This is a genomic window from Wolbachia endosymbiont of Zygogramma bicolorata (assembly GCF_051130665.1).
Lineage (GTDB): Bacteria > Pseudomonadota > Alphaproteobacteria > Rickettsiales > Anaplasmataceae > Wolbachia.
Map to the genome: position 1 here is coordinate 951,037 of NZ_CP149530.1, position 19,406 is coordinate 970,442.

A 19,406-nucleotide genomic window follows, 5' to 3' on the forward strand; every position below is an offset into this window, starting at 1 on the left:
ATGCAATTTAATATCAGTGATATTATAAAAATACTACCACATTCTTATCCGTTTCTCTTAGTAGATAGGGTTATAGAGTGTGATCCTGGTAAAAGTATAAAAGCAATCAAAAATGTGACTTTTAATGAGCCATTTTTTATTGGTCATTTCCCTGGTCATCCAATAATGCCAGGAGTCTTGATAATTGAATCTCTAGCTCAAGCATCTGCTATATGTGTTCTTGGTAAAGAAAGTCAAGGTACAATAGAAAACAAAGCTATTTACTTTATGTCTATTGAAAATGCAAAATTCAGAAAGCCAGTCACTCCAGGGGACACACTGATTCTGCAAGCTAATGTTAAAAACGCACGTTTAAGTGCATGTAAATTTGAGTGTATTGCGTGTGTTGGTGAAGAAAAGGTTGCAGAAGCAACGATTTTAGCTATGCTACAAAATACGTAATATACAAAAGACAGTGTGCATACTGTATAATGCAGCTTAATATCTCATTTTCAAATTTATATACTTGCAGTGGATTAATAAAATTGGATGAGACATTTTTGAATTATATTAAATCATGTGATGAAAGCTTGTTTTGTTCATTAATTGAAGCAAGGGAAAATCAGATTGGTGATAGCCAGTTAATAATAGACCTCTCATATTTATTTGACGAGTTCATTGCAAAACTTTTCAACATTGAAAAAGAAATAGAAGAGCTAAAGAAAAAACACAATGACTTTGCTGTGATATATAAATGCAAAAGGTTATTTGTCCAACGCTACGCATTGAAGAAATACATTAATGTGGCGAATATAGATATTACTAACAAACTAAGTCATTTTCTCACTTTGCCAACAACAGAAAAAAATTTTGCCGAGCAGGTGATGCATTGGTTTGAAGATAAAGAAAATCACAAAGAAGAAATAGAACTTGCGGCACAATATGCAGTGTGGAGAGTAAAAAATAAACAGAGTATATTATTCAGTATTCATAAAAAAATCGACCACGAAAACCTCATGCCATTTTCTAAAAAAGAAGTGGACAAAGTTGAAGTGCTGTATTCAAATGAAGTAAAAAGACGATATGGTTTTGATCTAACAAGCAAAAAGGTGAGTTTGAACAAAGCATTAGATAACGCTCACTACTGCATATTCTGTCATAAGCAAAATAAGGACAGCTGCTCAAAGGGGCTAATTAATAACGACAATACTTTTAAACAGTCCCCACTAAAAGTTGAGCTGCATGGCTGTCCACTAGAACAGAAAATATCAGAAATGAATCTGGTGAAAAGCGAAGGCTACAGCATAGCAAGCCTTGCAATTGTGATGATAGATAACCCATTATGTGCGGCTACTGGGCACAGAATATGCAATGACTGCATGAACTCGTGCATATATCAGAAACAAGAACCCGTGAATGTGTCAATGATTGAAACAAGGATTTTGGATGATGTGCTTAGTTTACCGTACGGATTTGAAATATATTCTCTGCTCAGCCGTTGGAATCCTTTAAATTTTCAGCGTTCATTGCCAAGAGAAAACACCGGAAAAAACGTTCTAGTTGTAGGCCTTGGTCCTGCTGGTTTTAATTTAGCTCATCATTTGTTGAATGATGGGCATAACGTTATCGCCATTGATGGACTAAAGATTGAACCTTTGATCGATAATTTCCAGCTAATTAAAGATTTCAAACACGAAAAATTGAGTGAACGCACGGCAGGTGGGTTTGGTGGGGTGGCAGAATATGGCATTACTTCTCGGTGGGATAAAAATTACTTAAAAATTATCAGGTTATTACTAGAAAGACGTGAAAATTTTGCAATTTATGGCGGCATTCGTTTTGGTGGCACAATTACCGTGAAAGATAGCTTCAATCTAGGTTTTGATCACATCGCCTTGGCGCTTGGCTCAGGTAAGCCTCGAATGATAAAAATAAAGAATATGCTAGCTCGTGGAGTGCGCATGGCATCTGACTTTCTTATGTTGTTACAACTGACTGGCGCTCTTAAATTTGATTCTATAGCAAATCTGCAAGTTCGTATGCCGATAGTTGTCATAGGTGCGGGGCTTACTGCGATTGACACTGCCACTGAAGCTTTAGCGTATTATCCAATTCAAGTAGAAAAATTTCTTCTTCGTTACGAGGTATTGGTTGGTAAATATGGAAAAGACTATGTTGAAAAAGATTGGACAGAGGAAGAGCGCGAAATTGCGAATGAGTTTATATCGCACGCACAATTGATCCGAGAAAAGCAAAAGTTAGCAAAAAAAGAGAGTAGAGAAATAAAAATATTAGAGTTAATGCAGAGTTTGGGGGGAGTGAAAGTTGTATATAGAAAAGAGCTAAAAGATTCGCCAAGTTATCGATTAAATAGCGAAGAGGTGCAAAATGCACTGTCAGAAGGGATTTACTTTATTGAAAACTTAGAGCCAGTTGAAGTTGTGACGGATAAATATAATCATGCTGAATCAATAAAACTAATAGACACAAAATCCGGCGAAATCAAATGCATGAAAGCACGTTCTATTTTTATAGCAGCAGGTACTGAGCCAAATACAGTTATTGCAACAGAAGATAAAAAGCATTTTAAATTAAGCAATGGGTATTTTACTCATTTGAATTCATCAGGAAAAGAAATAGATCCAATATTTTCTCCTAAGATGCAGAATAAAGACAGAATATTAGTATATAAGCAAGGCAATAAAACAATTAGCTTTTTTGGTGATCTTCATCCTTCGTATAGCGGCAGCGTCGTGAAAGCTATGGCAAGCGCTAAGAATGGTTACCCTATCATTTCTCAGCTTTTGAATAGAGTTAATAGCTTCATTTCTGCCACTCCAGCTAGAATCTCGGAGTCATATGCACAATTGTATGAATGTTGTAATGTAAGAGTAACTTTCACCAAAAAAGATGTCATCCAAGTAGCTGACACTGAGATCCAGAAAAAAAATGCGTGGTCAAGCGTTGAAGATCTGGCTAACAAAGAATTTTTCAATAAAATCAAAGAGCAATTCACTGCAAAGGTTATAAAAGTTCAATATTTAACAGACAAAGTTGTGGAAATAGTGATCAAAGCACCACTTGCGGCAAAGAATTTTAAACCTGGACAATTCTTTAGGTTGCAAAATTTTGAAACCAATAGCAGAAAAGCCAATAATACAAACCTTGCTATGGAAGGTATAGCCGTAACCGGCACTGAAGTAGACAAAAAAAAAGGAATTATTTCCACTATTGTGCTTGAAACTGGCGGTTCCACTAATTTATGTAAATGTTTTAAAGAAGGTGAACAAGTAATTCTTATGGGTCCAACTGGAAGCCCTACTGAGGTTTACTAAGTCTGGATATTAAAGTGATGCCAAATTTTATTTCAAAAAGTAAATAATTTACTAACGCTCGTGCACAAATTAAAAATAAATTATGCACGAGTGTAGCATTGTGAATTAAGAATGCTATATTAAAGCTTACCTCACTATTAAAGCTATCGGTCAGATTAGATTAAAAACCTAATCTGACCGGTTTCTCTATAACCCTCTAAACTCTGATATAATTATATGATAATTAGTTTAATTAGTGGTTAATATGCAAATTGATTTTATTCATATATTGAGATAGCATAAACCATATTGACTTAAATTATTGTGCAACTTTATAAATCGTCACTGTTACTTCTACTGACTGTATTAATAGTTATAGTTCTAAAATTACCTGAAAATTTGAGCATTGCAGTAAATTGGTCTCTCCCAATTCTGGATTTTGATTTATCTTTTCGTATCATACTAATATCTTTTTTATCAGTTGCATTTTTAGCTGTTCTACCAGCACAAAATTTGACTTTTTCAGAGATGCTATCTTTTGCTGCTTACACTATTAGTTCACTTTATGCAGTTTTATCTGAACATATGATATTGGTTATAATATTCTGTGAATTAATGACCGTCAGTGCATTTGTTACTATCGCAGCTGGCTGTAGAGATAGTGGACTTGCAATAAGGTACGCTTGTGTACACTTTTTCGTTGGAGTTATATTAACAGCAGGATTGGCACTGCAAAGTACTAACCTGATAATTTTAGGTTTATTGATAAACTGCGCTTGTTTCCCTTTTTCGTTTTGGGTTGTTGATGCATATCCTGCTGCATCGCTACATGGCACTACATATCTCTCTTTATTTACCACTAAAGTCTCTTTTTTAGTGATGCTTTTACACACTTATAACCTATGGCAAGATTGTACTGAAATATTAGCGCTTGTAGGCGCCATCACTGCAATTTACAGCATTATATTTGCTTCTCTTGAGCAAAATATTCGTAGATTTTTATGCTATAATATTGTAGGACAAATGGGCTTGCTGATTATTGCAGGAGGTTTACTCAGCCCTTCGGAAAAGGCAATACCAATTTTGATACTGCATATAATCTTCTCTCTTGTTTATCAATCATTATTGTTTGTGGTCAGCAATTCGATTATTTCACGAACAAAAACAATTAGTTTTAATGGAGTAGGTAAACTGATGTCAGTGGAAGGCATGTGTGCTATAATCGCAATACTTACAATGGCTGCATTTCCTGGAACCGCTGGATTTATCAGTAAATCATATATCACAGCTGAAATTGAAATGAACACTGTTGCCTTAAAAGGGTATAAAAATTTATATAAGGTTCTAAATTTGCTGCTTCATTTAAGCGTGGGGCTAAAGTTTCTTTATTACTTATTTATTGCAAAAAGTAAGTCAAAACCGTTAGCAGAGAGGGGGGGCAAAATGACTATGATCATTTTAGCATTTATATGCGTAATCACTGGCAATCCTTACTTACCTATTTACAATAAATCTTCGATTTTCGATTTTGTGTACAACACAAAAAATATTTTGTCGCAATTTAATTTGTTATTATGTACCACTTTATTGTTTATTCCTTTACGCAAGTTATTTTACCCGAGAATAAATTTTAAAATGGATGTTGATTGGACTTTTAGAGCTTTCATACCCTATATTGTCGTAACCGTTCACGGAGATAAGGTGGTTTACAAAGTAAGTATAAAAGTGTAAAGAGATAGGAAGCTAAATATGGAATGGGTAAATGACAACAGTGCTGCAAGAAAAGGTTGTAGCAGAAAACGCTAATCTCAAGGAAGAAATAAAAGCACTGATCAGAGAAAATGATAGCTTGAAAGCAAAAATAGTTGAATTAGAAGACAAATTGGGCTTAAATTCGCAAAATTCATCGCTGCCACCATCACGAGATATATATCGTAAGAAAGCAAAAAAGAAAAGTGATAAAAAACCAGGAGGTCAGCCAGGACATAAGGTGCATAAGCGTGAATTAATGGCTGCAGACGAGGTAGTGAGATGCACAATTGATACAATTTGTATGTGTGGAGGTAAGATTACTTTAGAAGATGAAATTATTCATCAGAAGGCAGAGTTGCCAGAAATTAAGCCAATTGTAACTGAGTACAGGTTGCAAAGAGGACATTGTAGAGTATGTAATAAAAGAATTACAGCAAATTTACCCGAAGGTGTTGCAAGAGATTTTCTAGGACCCAATGCTAAAACAGTTATAAGCAGCCTTAGCGGCTTTTTTATTAACTCAAAAAGAGAGGTACAGCAAATTTTGGGCAGTATTTTTAATCTAAATATAAGCCTTGGTTTAGTCTCAAATACTGAACGCAGGGTATCGAAGAAGTGTGCATCTGAATATGAGAAAATGAAGGAAGAGTTGCAAGGAAGCGAGTATTTGCATATAGACGAAACAGGGCACAGAAATCAAGGAAAGAGAGGCTGGAGTTGGGTAATAACAAACAAAGCGTTGACACTTCTGAAGGTAAGCGAGTCTCGTGGTAAGAAGGTGTTGAAGAGTTTACTGCCAGAATATGATGGTATATTTGTGAGCGATAGATACGCTGTATACAATTACTTCAATCATGAAAATAGACAGATATGTTGGGCACATCTGGCAAGAGATTTTGAGAGATTTGCCCATAGTAAAAATGTTGAAGTGAGCAAAATTGGCCAAGCACTAAAATCGCTCAGCAATAAGGTGTTTGTAGTAGATAAGGCAAAAAAACAAAATTTGATAGATAATTTGAGATTTTATCGACTGGTGCGAAAAATTCGGAAAAGGGTAAAACATTTTTTACGTAAAATGACGAGGGTTGCAAATAGCACTCAAGCTTCAAGAATGGCCGCTAAGATGTTACGATCTGAGGATATGATGTGGAAGTTTTTAAGAAAACCTGAAGTGATAGAAACAACTAATAACCTTGCAGAACGGCAAATTAGACGGTACGTAATTTATCGTAAAAACAGCTTTTTCACCTGGTCAGAACGTGGAGAAAGATTCGTGGAAAGAATGTTGTCGATATTTTTGACATCACGTCTCAATGGCCAGAACCCCTTTCAAAAGCTACAGAATCTAGTAGCTGTCACTGCTTAGTTCTTTAATTCATTCTCACAATCCGTGAACGGTTACATATTGTCTTGCTGTTCAATCAGTTAGTCTCTAAAACTAGAGAAATGTTTGCCAGCATAGTGCAAAACTTGACTAATTCACTTGCTGGTTTATACTTTAATAATATTACTAAACTTAAAGAAGTGCTGGATTATAACTCAGTGAGTTTTGTTTCAGCTTCTTCTCTCTTTTTAATGAGTATTCTACTAACGCTATTATGTTTAAATCGTTAACTGAAAGTTTAAATTCTGTATTTAGTAAACTGAGAGGAAAGTCAATCATTTCTGAAGATGATTTTAATCTTGCCATGCGTGAAATACGTATAGCTTTAATTGAAGCTGACGTTTCACTTGAAGTTGCGAAAAAATTCATCAATGACATTAAAGATAAAGTGATTGGGGAAAAAGTCATAAAAAGTGTTTCTCCAGCACAAATGATAATTAAAATTGTGCAGGATAATTTAGTTGCAGTTCTCGGATCAGAGAAAAGTGACTTAAATCTAGCAGTTAAACCCCCTGCTGTGATTATGATGGTGGGCTTACAAGGTGCAGGTAAAACAACTACCTCAGGAAAGCTTGCTTTAAAGCTAAAAAAGCAAAAGAAAAAAGTGATGCTTGCCTCTTTAGACATTTATAGGCCGGCTGCCCAGAAACAACTTGAGGTGCTGGGTAAACAAATAGACGTACAAACTTTATCTATAGTAATAAATGAGGGGCCTATTGCAATTACAAAAAGGGCACTGGCAACAGCAAAGAACGATAATTGTGATGTATTAATACTAGATACCGCAGGCAGGCTTCATATTGACAATAATATGATGAATGAGTTGAAAGCCGTAAAGGAAATAGCTTCACCTGCAGAAGTTATTTTAGTAGCCGACGCAATGATAGGCCAGGATGCGGTCAACATTGCCAAATCATTCAATGAGGCAATAGGTGTAACCGGCATTATTCTTACCCGTGTTGATGGTGATGCACGTGGTGGTGCTGCTCTTTCTATGAAAATGATCGCCGATTGTCCAATTAAATTTATTGCTTGTGGTGAAAAATTAAGTGACCTCGATGATTTTTACCCCGATAGAATTGCAAAAAGGATACTTAGCATGGGTGATGTTGTCTCATTGGTTGAAAAAGCTGCTGAGATTGTTGGTCAGGAAGAAATTGATAAGTTACAAAAGAAAGTAAAAAAGGGTAAATTCGACCTAAACGACCTAGTGGGAATGTTAAAAACTCTGAGTAAAATGGATGGTATTAGCAACATAATGAAATTCATTCCTAGTTCATTCACAAAAAAGCTAAGTAGCAGTGTGCCAGATGACAATAAAGTGAAAAAATATATAGCTATCATAAACTCAATGACTGAAAAAGAAAGGCAAAATCCAGATATTTTAAATGGCAAAAGAAGACTTAGAATTTCTAAGGGGTCCGGAACAAGTGTAACTGAAGTTAATCTTCTGATTAAGCAGTATAATCAAATGAGCTCTGTGGTAAATAAGTTCAGTAAAGTTGACCATAGTAAACTCAAAGAATCTGATTTGATGGATATGCTAAGCAGAAAGTAAGTCAGCAGGTAGTGGAATGAGACGATTGTCAGTAAACCTTTAGCTATATCAAAAGCGGCTTAGGTCTCGCAAAAAAATTTACAGCTTCTTGCTAGCCAAGAAATTTATTATTAATTTTAAGAAATACTATAGCTGATCCAAGCAACATGTCATACCGCGATTCATTCGCGGTATCTCAGCCGCTAACAAGAGATCCCGCTAACAAGCAGTGGGATGACGAATTACTATCTACACCGTCATACCGCCGCGGTATCTCTAGATCCCGCTAACACGTGGCGGGATGACGGGTGTCAGGGTGTCATCCGAGTGGCCTCCTTCCCCTGTCATCCCAGTGCTTGACACTGGGATCCAGGAATTTTATTAAGTTGATAAGCATAAAAGTAGCCGTTTTATGTTAAAATACAACGTTTTGATGATTATGAAAAGGCTGGATCCCAGTGTCTGGGCACTGGGATGACACCCTACTAGCGGAAGTTACTCTCAAATGTTTGTTCATGTTAGCTACAAACATTAAGAAATTTACCAAACAAAAAAAAGGCAAAAGAAGCCCTAGTCATTGTCTATTTTCAGTATTGGCGTTTTTTTATGTTTTAAACGTTTAATAACCGCGACTCAGCTGCTTTTTAATACAACTAACCTTTAGTCATAAATGTTTAAGAAATTTACTAAGCAGAAAAAAAGGCAAAAGAAACCCCGTGGTAATTAGTGTTCACTCTCTAATCCTGCAAATTGGCGTACTATACTGGTAACCGTTCACGGAGATAAGGTGGTTTACAAAGTAAGTATAAAAGTGTAAAGAGATAGGAAGCTAAATATGGAATGGGTAAATGACAACAGTGCTGCAAGAAAAGGTTGTAGCAGAAAACGCTAATCTCAAGGAAGAAATAAAAGCACTGATCAGAGAAAATGATAGCTTGAAAGCAAAAATAGTTGAATTAGAAGACAAATTGGGCTTAAATTCGCAAAATTCATCGCTGCCACCATCACGAGATATATATCGTAAGAAAGCAAAAAAGAAAAGTGATAAAAAACCAGGAGGTCAGCCAGGACATAAGGTGCATAAGCGTGAATTAATGGCTGCAGACGAGGTAGTGAGATGCACAATTGATACAATTTGTATGTGTGGAGGTAAGATTACTTTAGAAGATGAAATTATTCATCAGAAGGCAGAGTTGCCAGAAATTAAGCCAATTGTAACTGAGTACAGGTTGCAAAGAGGAGATTGTAGAGTATGTAATAAAAGAATTACAGCAAATTTACCCGAAGGTGTTGCAAGAGATTTTCTAGGACCCAATGCTAAAACAGTTATAAGCAGCCTTAGCGGCTTTTTTATTAACTCAAAAAGAGAGGTACAGCAAATTTTGGGCAGTATTTTTAATCTAAATATAAGCCTTGGTTTAGTCTCAAATACTGAACGCAGGGTATCGAAGAAGTGTGCATCTGAATATGAGAAAATGAAGGAAGAGTTGCAAGGAAGCGAGTATTTGCATATAGACGAAACAGGGCACAGAAATCAAGGAAAGAGAGGCTGGAGTTGGGTAATAACAAACAAAGCGTTGACACTTCTGAAGGTAAGCGAGTCTCGTGGTAAGAAGGTGTTGAAGAGTTTACTGCCAGAATATGATGGTATAGTTGTGAGCGATAGATACGCTGTATACAATTACTTCAATCGTGAAAATAGACAGATATGTTGGGCACATCTGGCAAGAGATTTTGAGAGATTTGCCCATAGTAAAAATGTTGAAGTGAGCAAAATTGGCCAAGCACTAAAATCGCTCAGCAATAAGGTGTTTGTAGTAGATAAGGCAAAAAAACAAAATTTGATAGATAATTTGAGATTTTATCGACTGGTGGGAAAAATTCGGAAAAGGGTAAAACATTTTTTACGTAAAATGACGAGGGTTGCAAATAGCACTCAAGCTTCAAGAATGGCCGCTAAGATGTTACGATCTGAGGATATGATGTGGAAGTTTTTAAGAAAACCTGAAGTGATAGAAACAACTAATAACCTTGCAGAACGGCAAATTAGACGGTACGTAATTTATCGTAAAAACAGCTTTTTCACCTGGTCAGAACGTGGAGAAAGATTCGTGGAAAGAATGTTGTCGATATTTTTGACATCACGTCTAAATGGCCAGAACCCCTTTCAAAAGCTACAGAATCTAGTAGCTGTCACTGCTTAGTTCTTTAATTCATTCTCACAATCCGTGAACGGTTACCATTTGTTTGCAAAGGCAGTCTGTTAAGTGTTATAGCCGGTTTTGCCTCAAACACAAAGGCAGTGCCTGGACTCTTGCTTCAATGTTAAACAAAATACCATAGAATTCAAAATGCAAAAAAAATGTTCAACATTGTATCAGAATGGTGCTATATTGGGCCTTAACTTGACGCGTATGCTTTTTTGAACATTCCCTAACCTCAATTTATATTGAAATACCTTTATTGGTATCTTTTTCTTGTTGTGACTCAGCAATACGTTTAGTCCAATCCAGTGGCCTTTTATTTCTGTTACCTAATGCAATTCTATTGCGATCATAACTATCAGTGTGTTCCGTTAAAGTATCTTTTCTTTCTTCTTCTATTACTCCAATTTTCAGTTGTGCTTCATCTTTCTCTAGTAATTTATATAGATTACTATTTTTATCTACAATTGAATTAGTGTCATTGTTTTCTTGTTCTGCCACTGTTTTTATGTCTGTTGAACTGTCTTTTAACAATCCTGCTGCTAATAAATGTTCTTTGGTTTGTTCACTAATTCCTTTTTGATCCACCGGTTTTAGTGGGAACTTCTGAGTTTCTTTATCCAACTTACTGGTAAATTCCGTAAGTAGAGTGTCATCTCTTTGTTCAACATTCATTAGGCTCGCTTTTAACTGTCCAGGATTTACTTGAGATTGTCCATGATTGGCATGAGTTGGAGATGAATAGCCCGAATCGTTTGTTTTTACATCTGTTGAACTGTCTTTTAACAATCCTGCTGCTAATAAATGTTCTTTGGTTTGTTCACTAATTCCTTTTTGATCCACCGGTTTTAGTGGGAACTTCTGAGTTTCTTTATCCAACTTACTGGTAAATTCCGTAAGTAGAGTGTCATCTCTTTGTTCAACATTCATTAGGCTCGCTTTTAACTGTCCAGGATTTACTTGAGATTGTCCATGATTGGCATGAGTTGGAGATGAATAGCCCGAATCGTTTGTTTTTACATCTGTTGAACTGTCTTTTAACAATCCTGCTGCTAATAAATGTTCTTTGGTTTGTTCACTAATTCCTTTTTGATCCACCGGTTTTAGTGGGAACTTCTGAGTTTCTTTATCCAACTTACTGATAAATTCCGTAAGTAGAGTGTCATCTCTTTGTTCAACATTCATTAGGCTCGCTTTTAACTGTCCAGGATTTACTTGAGATTGTCCATGATTGGCATGAGTTGGAGATGAATAGCCCGAATCGTTTGTTTTTACATCTGTTGAACTGTCTTTTAGCAACCCATCTTCTTTATCTTGTGACAGTTTATCAGTAGGATCAACTTGCCTTAATCCTCTATTATCTTGCTGTGATCTATCTCTGATTTCTTTAAGAAGATTTTCAGGTGGAGTTTGGTCACTTTGTTCAATGTTCTCTAAGCTCCTCTTTGGCTGCTCAGGATCTACTTGAGGTTGAGCATGAATTTGAGGTGAATAGCCCGAGTCACTTTTGCTATTGGGTTTTGGAACAGAAAGTGGCTGTTTACTTTCTTCCCACTCAGCATCACTAGCACCACGGTTATCACTGTCATGTTCATGTATATTTGAATAAGGCAAGTAAGGAACTTTATCCTTTAATGTTTCTAATATAGAAGACGTTGATTCATTTTTCCTGCCTCCTTCCATTGATGCTCCGCTACCATCAACAACACCAGTGCGCCGTAAGCTGTTTCTCTTGAAATTTCTGATGTCTTGTAATAGATCGCCTTTGCTATTTCCTTCTTGTTGCTGGGTTTTAGGTTGTTGCTGATTATTAGGTGTTTGCTCACTTCTATCTGGTTTTTGGCTTCCAGGTACAGCATGTCCAAATGTAGGATTGTCATACCGTTCATCTTTTTGCCTATTATCTTGATTGTGGCTTACAGACTTGGTGAAAGTAGAACTGTCCGAAGGATCAGAAGTTGCACCTTTTTGCTGATTATTAGGTGTTTGCTCATTTCCGCGCAAGCCATCTGGTTTTTGGCTTCCACTCCCTTGCTCATTGAAAACATCTTTTTCAGGTGTAGTTCTAAGTGGTGGCAGCGAAGGGGTCTGAGACCCAATTTCTCGATTCATATGAGTAGCTTGGTGTTTTTGAACAGGTTTTTTGACCTCTTGCTCAATATCTCTACTGTTACTTTTTATTGCGATTTCAGATGATTTGTTAAGGGCTTGATTGTCTTTTCCGTCATGTTGCACCTCATTCACTTTTCCTTTTTCCCTGAATTTTATTTCACGCAAGAATAAACCACCTATTTTTACATCTTGATTCGCTTCTAACCGTTCTAGAGAAAAATCATCACCTTTAACAAGGTCTACACCGTTAGCATCAATCTTAATTTTGATCTTGCATTCTTCCCCTTTCGCGTACCATTTCAGAGTCATCTCATATGAACCATCGGTTACGACATAATGTCTTATTTTTTTCCCTCCTTCCTCGGCAACAAAACCATGCATTCCGCTCTTTCCATCACTATGCAACGTTGAAAATCCCGAGATTCCATTCTTCTGACAAAAATCACTGTTTAAAAATTCGCTGATTTTGAACTCTTTCTTGTTATCCTCCAGTGTAATACTGGCATGATTACCGTATATTGAAACTTTTTTATCTTTAACATCATCATTAATGTTATTAGCATTAATAATATATTTATTCAACTCTTCTTTAGCTTTATCTTCAAGCTCTTGTCTAGCTGTCTTGTCGCATTCCTGAAGAATAACTCCACATGCTTTATTTTTGTTTTCATCTTTGTCCCAATTCCAGTCGGCGTGTTCTGTTAAAAACTTTACTGTGTTAAAATCAACTCTAACATTATAAATTAGGTCGTCTTCCTTTTTTATTTCATCAAATAAAGGAAAAAATTCTTGAACGCGCTCATTATAAATGTGTTTTTGTTGTATATTGTTAGTATTCATATACCCCTCACTAATAACCCTCTGCCTTTAGTTCTAGCTAATACTAGCTAATATAATTATCACGAGCATTGGTTGAATTTTTATTAAGGAAGGTTGTGTTGTTACTCAGATGGCAACTTTTAGTTGGCGCCTAATTTTAAATATCTGTTGCTCATAGTGAATACTTCTGGATCTTTAGAAGTTAGCTTGAGTATAGCGAGTATGTTGATAAATAACAAAGCAGCAATCGAGATATCAGCGACATCCCATAGCAATCGGACTTTACCCATCGCACCAAGCGGAATGATCATGGTAAAAATTACAATCCAGATTTTAGTGTATTTATTATCCATAGACACATAGCGTATTGTCTGTTTTGAGCAAAAAAACCAAGTAAAAATAGTAGTAAAGGCAAAACAAAACATTATGGCCATAATTAAATAGTCAATATAGGGCCAATTCATAGCTTTTCTAAAAGCAAATATGCACATGTTAGTACTCTCTAAATCAGTGACCCAAGAATCTGTGACAAGCAGTACCATTGTTGTAATAAACACTATAAATGCAACTATAAAAGGCGATATTATTGTAATTAGACTCTGCTCAATAATAAATTTATTATTATTTTTCTTAGGAACAATTGAAGAATGTACGATTCCTTCGAGGCCAAGCCCTATATCTGTTGCAAAAATACCTCGCAAAGTTCCGACTTGAATAATAGTCAACATTTCTAAAATCAAACCTAGAGATAAACCAGAGTTAAAGCTACTAGTTGTAAAAAAACTGCTTGTTATTAATTTTAGAGAAGGAAGGATATTTTCACTAAACTTAAATAATATGATACCGCAAAGTGTGAGGTAACTTACCGTCATTATCGGTATCATAGCCGATATAAAAATTTTAATTTTTTTTAAGCTGAGAACTGCAACAACAAAAAATATTATGGCCATTACAATGCCACCAATGACTACAGGCACATCTATCATGTTAAGTGGTATTGATAGAGAATTTACCTGAACAAGGTTACCAACTGTTATTGAAACCATCATCATAACAACCAGAAACACAATTGTAGCTTTTCTAGAATTAAACGCATCAGCCATGTAGACTACAGGGCCACCTATAAACCGTCCGTTCTTTTCCTTTCTGGTTTTTATACTTAGATAACAAGTGACATATTTTATCACAGAAGTGATAACAATAATTATTGCCATCCATAAAATAGAGCCCGGTCCTCCGGTTTTTAGAGCAACAGCAGTTCCTGAAATGTTTCCTACTCCTAAATTTCCCCCTAAGATTGTAAACAGGGCGGCTATAGAAGAAAATTTATTTTCCCCTCTTTTAACTCCAATGAGTGAAAGGGCGTACGGCAATCTAAATATCTGTAGCCATTTTAGTTTAACCGATAGGTAAACACCAGCAACTAGCATGAGTAATATTGTTGGCAGTAATAAAACAAACTTTACTGTATCCATCTGTAAAAGTGAGATTTTTATTTAAGTATACAACAAAAATTGAGAATACCTAACCTATTTTCTATTAGAGTTCGTATGACTTCGTTCCTGTCATCCTAGCGCTCCTTTCTTGTCATCCCAGTGCGTGACACTGGGATCTAAATTTTTTATGCGAAACCATTATGTTTATATACTTGTAGGCCCAAGTTCCTCACATAGTGAACAAAAAAGTAAATGAGATTCCAGTGTCACGCACTGGAATGACACCTACCCCATGAGAACCCTATTTTTCATACCACTCATTTATAAGTTTATTGATATCAGAATCTATGAAATCCTTTAGTGGTTGCCTGGTTTTTATCTCAACATTTTTAGGGATGCACCTATCTTTACATATCGCATAATTTATATGGAAGTTAAGGTCAATATACCCTTGATTTGAAAACACATTCATCTTAAAGGGAAATAATACCATATCCTTATATACGTTACTGATAAATATCTCTCTTCCTACTTTATCTCTATGTTCCTTTGGAGTAGGCCAGTAAATATCTATGTTTAATGTGTTACCCTTACAATCAAAAGAAGTGGGAAGACCGAAATCTCCAGGATCTTTATAATATATGTGCCAGCCTGGTTCTACTGTAACCTTTATTGCACCTTTAAGAGTGAGGTTTGCTTCATTTATCTCGCCAATAAGTAAATCAAATTTTGCAATTTCCTCGTCAGCATATAGTTGAGTGCAAGAAAAAAATAAAAACAATATTAAATATATATGTATTTTCATTAAGGTAAAATTCTCCTTTTATAGAGAAAGTGATTTAGATTTTAATTATTATATTTAATAGTATTATATAGATTATTTATTAACATAGCATTATTCTAATATATACAACTGTAATATAAATGGGTGAAAAGAATAAGTCATTGTGGAAAACACATATAGCTAAACTGACTTAGATTTACCGACAATTTGAAAAACAAAAATTCGTCATTCCGCTACTTGTTAGCGGAATCTATCCGCGGCGGTATGACGTAGGAAAACCTTTCTTGGGTTAGGTGTGCCGTAGAGACACAAAGAATGTTCAAGTAAGAGCAAACTAAGTGCAAAAGCTACGCAATAGATGAGGGTGGGCCCCTCGGAGCCGGTTTACAAGAGCAGGCTTCAAACAGCCATAAGCTGCTTTGGTAAAGAGCTAAGGTAGTGAGCGTTATGGAAAAGGCGCAATTATGCGTCATGTATGAAATAGAGAGACGAATGGAAATGAACCACTGATAAAGTGTCGAAAGGAACTAGACGACGTCAAAACCAGGGGTCTAACCTAACCTGGGATAAATCTATCGGGAGCTTGTTTACTGGATAGGTGGCGTCCGGCATAGAGGTGGCGTGAATCTATTTTAGGCTATTGTGTGGAACTACGGGAACCTGTCGTTTCGATGATAAGGGAGAAGTCCAAAGAGCTGATCTCTAAGGATGAGAGTACCGACGCGAGAAACAGGGGCGGATCAGCTCGTAGTAGTGAAGAAGTCTCTGTAATGGAGATGGAGCGAAGGGATTTAGTTTTAATTGTTTTGTCAACCAGAAATGGGATGAGCAATTGATTAAAACAGAGTCCTTGATTATGCTATAATTAGTAGCAAGGGCCGAATAATGGGAGCTGTGTGAGTCGAGAGGGTGCGCCGTGGTACGCATTAAGAAATACTTAGCAGAGCTAAGCAGGGTTCAGAATAAATGGCCTCGAGGTGAACAACTAACTTTAACCCGAAAGGGAAGGAGGACAAGAGCATGTATGTAAAGCGAGAGTTATCTGAAGATGTGTAAGATAACGGCTTGCAACACCTGATCAATATGGTTAAAGCTAAACTGCTTGAATTCTAATCTTCAGGGGTGGGACTTCACATCCATGGGTATCGCATTTAAAACCCCATGTCTACGGTAAGCACAGATTAAACTTTCGTTTGTGTGACATTCTGGCTGTAGAACGATAAGTAGTGAACTTATTTAAGAGAATGAATGGAAAACCTAAGTTGATCTAGAACAGTTCTTATACCAATTCCTAAAAATAAATAGAGGAATAAAGAAAAATTTCTAAAATAGAATAATTTAAGAATTAGTGGGGAGTTATGGCAGGAAAAAGTAAAGCAATAGGAGAAGAATTATATAATAAGTGTAACCTGGAATTAAAGAAGCACGGCATAAGAGGAGAGATAGGAAGAAGATTACAGGCAATAATATCTGCAAAAGAATATGGAATAACAAAAGTTGCTCAAATATACCGAATTACTAGAACTACATTGATGAAGTGGATTACAAGATTTAAGGAAGGAGGAGTCAATGCGTTTAAAATACAACCAGGACGTGGAGTAAAGCCGAAGTTGAGCTACAAGCAGCAAGAAGAAATTAAAAATGTCATAGCAGAAGAAGGAGCCAACCTAACGGCTAAGAAATTAAAAATCATAATTGAGAAAATGTTTTCTATTGAGGTAAGTAAGTCTACAGCACATAGACTGATGCAAAAGTTAGGTTTTTCGTATATTACTCCAAGGCCTGTGCACAATAAACAGGATAAAAATAAACAAGAAGAGTTTAAAAAAAAATCTTAATGAAACTATTGTCACGTATCCCGAAAAAGAGCTATTTTTCTTCGATGAGTCGCGGTTTGGCACACATTCAAAGATTGGACACGGGTGGTTTAAAAAAGGCATTAGGACACAGGTTAAGGTAAAATTAGGTAGGCAAAACTTTTATCTCTATAGTGCAGTTAATCCTAGAAATCGAGAGAGTTCTAGCTTATTCGTACCAAACGTCAATACTGATTGTATGAATATATTCCTTGAGCAGATGTCACAATATTTAGGAACAAGGGAGGCATTTCTTGTTGTGGATTGTGCAGGATGGCATAGATCCAAAGGTTTAAAAATACCACAAAATATTACCTTAATCTATTTACCTCCATATTCACCAGAGTTAAATCCAGTAGAGCGTTTATGGCAATATTTGAAAGACAATCTCATTAAAAATAGAATATATGACTCTGTTAGTTTATTGGAGGATACTGTATGTGCATTCATTCGTAATATTACGGAAAGTTCGATCAAAACCATTTGTTCTGTTAGTTATTTGCCTACTTATTTATGAGATTTGGTATTACTACGTATTTAAACTATAATGTTCATCATTACACGCTGGCAGGATGTCATATATAGTGTTACCCAGGTAGCTGATGTTGGGGCTTATCGTCTTTAAGATCCCAATTAGATAGAAGGTTTGTACTTTTTTCAAATCAAAGCTTGAATTTTTGCTCGAAAATCAATATATTATATATATGAAGTTTTAATTTAAGTTGTTATGTTGACCCCAATGGCAAGCTTATGTGTTGATAGCAGAACCAATCTCATGCAATATATTGCTAGAGTGCAAAAATTCCCTATGCTGTCTCAAGAGGAAGAGGTACGATTAGCAAAAAATTGGAACCAATATAAGGATATTTCTTCTGCTCATAAATTGATTACCAGCCATTTGAATTTGGTAGTGAAAATTGCAATGAAATTCAAAAATTATGGACTATTGTTGATGGACCTGGTCATGGAAGGGAATATGGGTTTAATGCATGCAGTAAAAAAGTTTAATCCTGATTTAGGGTTTCGTTTTTCAACTTATGCAGTGTGGTGGATTGAAGCTTCAATAAAAGACTTTATATTGAAATCTTGGTCGTTCGTGAAAATAGGCACAACGCAAGCACAAAGAAGATTATTTTTTAGTTTACGTAAAATAAAAAAAAGAATTTTACAGTATACAAACAGAGAGACTTTAAGCAATGAAGAAATAAAAGCAATATCTAATGAGCTTTCTGTATCCGAAGGAGATGTTCTGCAGATGAATTACCGTTTGGCTTGTAAGGATCAGTCGCTAAACGATTGCATAAAAATAGGTGATGACTCTAAAAGGGAGTTGCAAGATATGATCCCATGTAACTTGGTCAGTCAAGAAGTAACCTATCAGAATCATGAAGAAAAAGAATTAAAAGAAACAATTTTAAACAATGCACTAGCAAGCCTTAACGAAAGGGCAAGAGACATTTTTATCAGTAGATATTTGTCTGAAAACACTCAAACTCTAGATGAACTTAGTAAAAAATATTGTGTTTCAAGAGAAAGAATAAGACAGTTGGCTGAGCAGGCGATGGCTAAGGTAAAACAATATATACAATCAGAAAGTTTGAAATTTGGTTTGCATGCGTAGTTTTTTTATATTTCTAATATTTTTTTCAATAGGCGCTTTTGCATCGGTTAGTGATGTGCAATTGAGGGAAAAATACAAAGACTGGCTTGTATATACTGCATCAGAAGATGGAGAGAAAGTGTGTTACATTGTATCTTACCCTAAGACAAAAAGCGAGCATTATACAACCAATCGCAAGCCGTATGTAATGGTCAGTTATGTTGATAAAAAAGCAGATGAGGTAAGCGTTACCTCTGGTTTTCAGTATGATAAGGAGCCTGTAGCTCTCAATATCGACAAAAAAATTAAATATACACTGCCTATAATACAGGGAAGTTTTGCGTGGGCAGAGCATACAAAAATAGATCAAGATCTCATTCTAAAAATGAAGCAGGGATTATCAATGGTAGTTAATGGAAAAACAAAAACAGTGACCATTGATGATACTTATTCCCTACTTGGTTTTCAAAAAGCATATCAAAAAATGCATGGTTTATGCCATACAAAGTAAATCATTTTAACAAAATACCCAGCTATAGTATAAACTGGACTACTCTTTCAATGGAAATATAAATAGCACTTTACTTTATATAGGATGTGGATATCATTTAAAATATATTTTTGAGAGT

At 35.7% G+C, this 19,406-nt stretch carries 12 protein-coding genes and 1 pseudogene; 10 read left to right on the plus strand and 3 right to left on the minus strand.

What is annotated here, in order from left to right; genetic code table 11:
• The 7 genes and pseudogenes from fabZ to tnpC (WKH12_RS04575) all read left to right on the plus strand — a co-directional run bounded on the left by fabZ (position 1) and on the right by tnpC (WKH12_RS04575) (position 10,170).
• Entirely contained in the window at positions 1–441 is a 441-nt protein-coding gene (gene fabZ, locus WKH12_RS04545; RefSeq protein ID WP_253309601.1) for a 3-hydroxyacyl-ACP dehydratase FabZ, read from the plus strand.
• Positions 442–470: 29 nt separating this feature from the next.
• Positions 471–3,314 carry an FAD-dependent oxidoreductase gene (locus tag WKH12_RS04550; RefSeq protein WP_434732113.1) on the plus strand — a complete coding sequence of 948 codons (2,844 nt, stop codon included), beginning with the start codon at positions 471–473 and terminating at the stop codon, positions 3,312–3,314.
• Between the two features lie 303 nt (positions 3,315–3,617).
• A complete protein-coding gene (locus WKH12_RS04555) occupies positions 3,618–5,024 on the plus strand; it encodes a proton-conducting transporter transmembrane domain-containing protein (protein ID WP_434732114.1) in 1,407 nt (468 codons plus the stop codon).
• A gap of 31 nt (positions 5,025–5,055) precedes the next feature.
• Positions 5,056–6,411, plus strand: a complete 1,356-nt coding sequence (tnpC, locus tag WKH12_RS04560) for an IS66 family transposase (protein WP_434732115.1) — start codon at positions 5,056–5,058, stop codon at positions 6,409–6,411.
• Positions 6,412–6,446: 35 nt separating this feature from the next.
• Positions 6,447–6,659 (plus strand): annotated as a pseudogene (locus WKH12_RS04565) (proton-conducting transporter membrane subunit); the annotation flags it as partial.
• The gene (gene ffh, locus WKH12_RS04570) at positions 6,644–7,987 is read left to right on the plus strand and encodes a signal recognition particle protein (RefSeq protein ID WP_341822975.1); all 1,344 of its coding nucleotides are present in this window, start codon (positions 6,644–6,646) and stop codon (positions 7,985–7,987) included. The pseudogene WKH12_RS04565 and the gene ffh, both read left to right, overlap by 16 nt.
• Before the next feature lie 827 nt (positions 7,988–8,814).
• Entirely contained in the window at positions 8,815–10,170 is a 1,356-nt protein-coding gene (tnpC, locus tag WKH12_RS04575) for an IS66 family transposase (protein WP_434732082.1), read from the plus strand.
• A 240-nt stretch (positions 10,171–10,410) separates the two neighbouring features.
• On the opposite strand, the gene WKH12_RS04580 is transcribed toward tnpC (WKH12_RS04575), so the two are convergent.
• The 3 genes from WKH12_RS04580 to WKH12_RS04590 all read right to left on the minus strand — a co-directional run bounded on the left by WKH12_RS04580 (position 10,411) and on the right by WKH12_RS04590 (position 15,342).
• Positions 10,411–13,122, minus strand: coding sequence for a hypothetical protein (locus tag WKH12_RS04580; protein WP_434732116.1), 2,712 nt, complete (start codon positions 13,120–13,122; stop codon positions 10,411–10,413).
• A 119-nt stretch (positions 13,123–13,241) separates the two neighbouring features.
• On the minus strand, positions 13,242–14,576 hold the full coding sequence (locus WKH12_RS04585; RefSeq protein WP_434732117.1) for an alanine:cation symporter family protein: 1,335 nt from the start codon (positions 14,574–14,576) through the stop codon (positions 13,242–13,244).
• 262 nt (positions 14,577–14,838) lie between these two features.
• Positions 14,839–15,342 (minus strand): protein-disulfide reductase DsbD domain-containing protein, encoded by a 504-nt coding sequence (locus WKH12_RS04590; RefSeq protein WP_253309646.1) that lies wholly within the window; start codon positions 15,340–15,342, stop codon positions 14,839–14,841.
• Positions 15,343–16,679: 1,337 nt separating this feature from the next.
• On the opposite strand from WKH12_RS04590, the gene WKH12_RS04595 reads away from it, so the two are divergent.
• The 3 genes from WKH12_RS04595 (at position 16,680) to WKH12_RS04605 (ending at position 19,288) form a co-directional block, all read left to right on the plus strand.
• A protein-coding gene (locus tag WKH12_RS04595; RefSeq protein WP_434732009.1) for an IS630 family transposase occupies positions 16,680–17,694 on the plus strand; the annotation gives its coding sequence in 2 pieces (ribosomal slippage) (positions 16,680–17,144 and positions 17,146–17,694; 1,014 coding nt in all).
• Positions 17,695–17,904: 210 nt separating this feature from the next.
• Complete coding sequence (locus tag WKH12_RS04600; RefSeq protein WP_253309418.1) at positions 17,905–18,798, plus strand: RNA polymerase factor sigma-32; 894 nt, start codon at positions 17,905–17,907, stop codon at positions 18,796–18,798.
• Entirely contained in the window at positions 18,791–19,288 is a 498-nt protein-coding gene (locus WKH12_RS04605) for an invasion associated locus B family protein (RefSeq protein WP_434732118.1), read from the plus strand. Before WKH12_RS04600 ends, WKH12_RS04605 begins: the two co-directional genes overlap by 8 nt.
• Positions 19,289–19,406 lie beyond the last annotated feature (118 nt).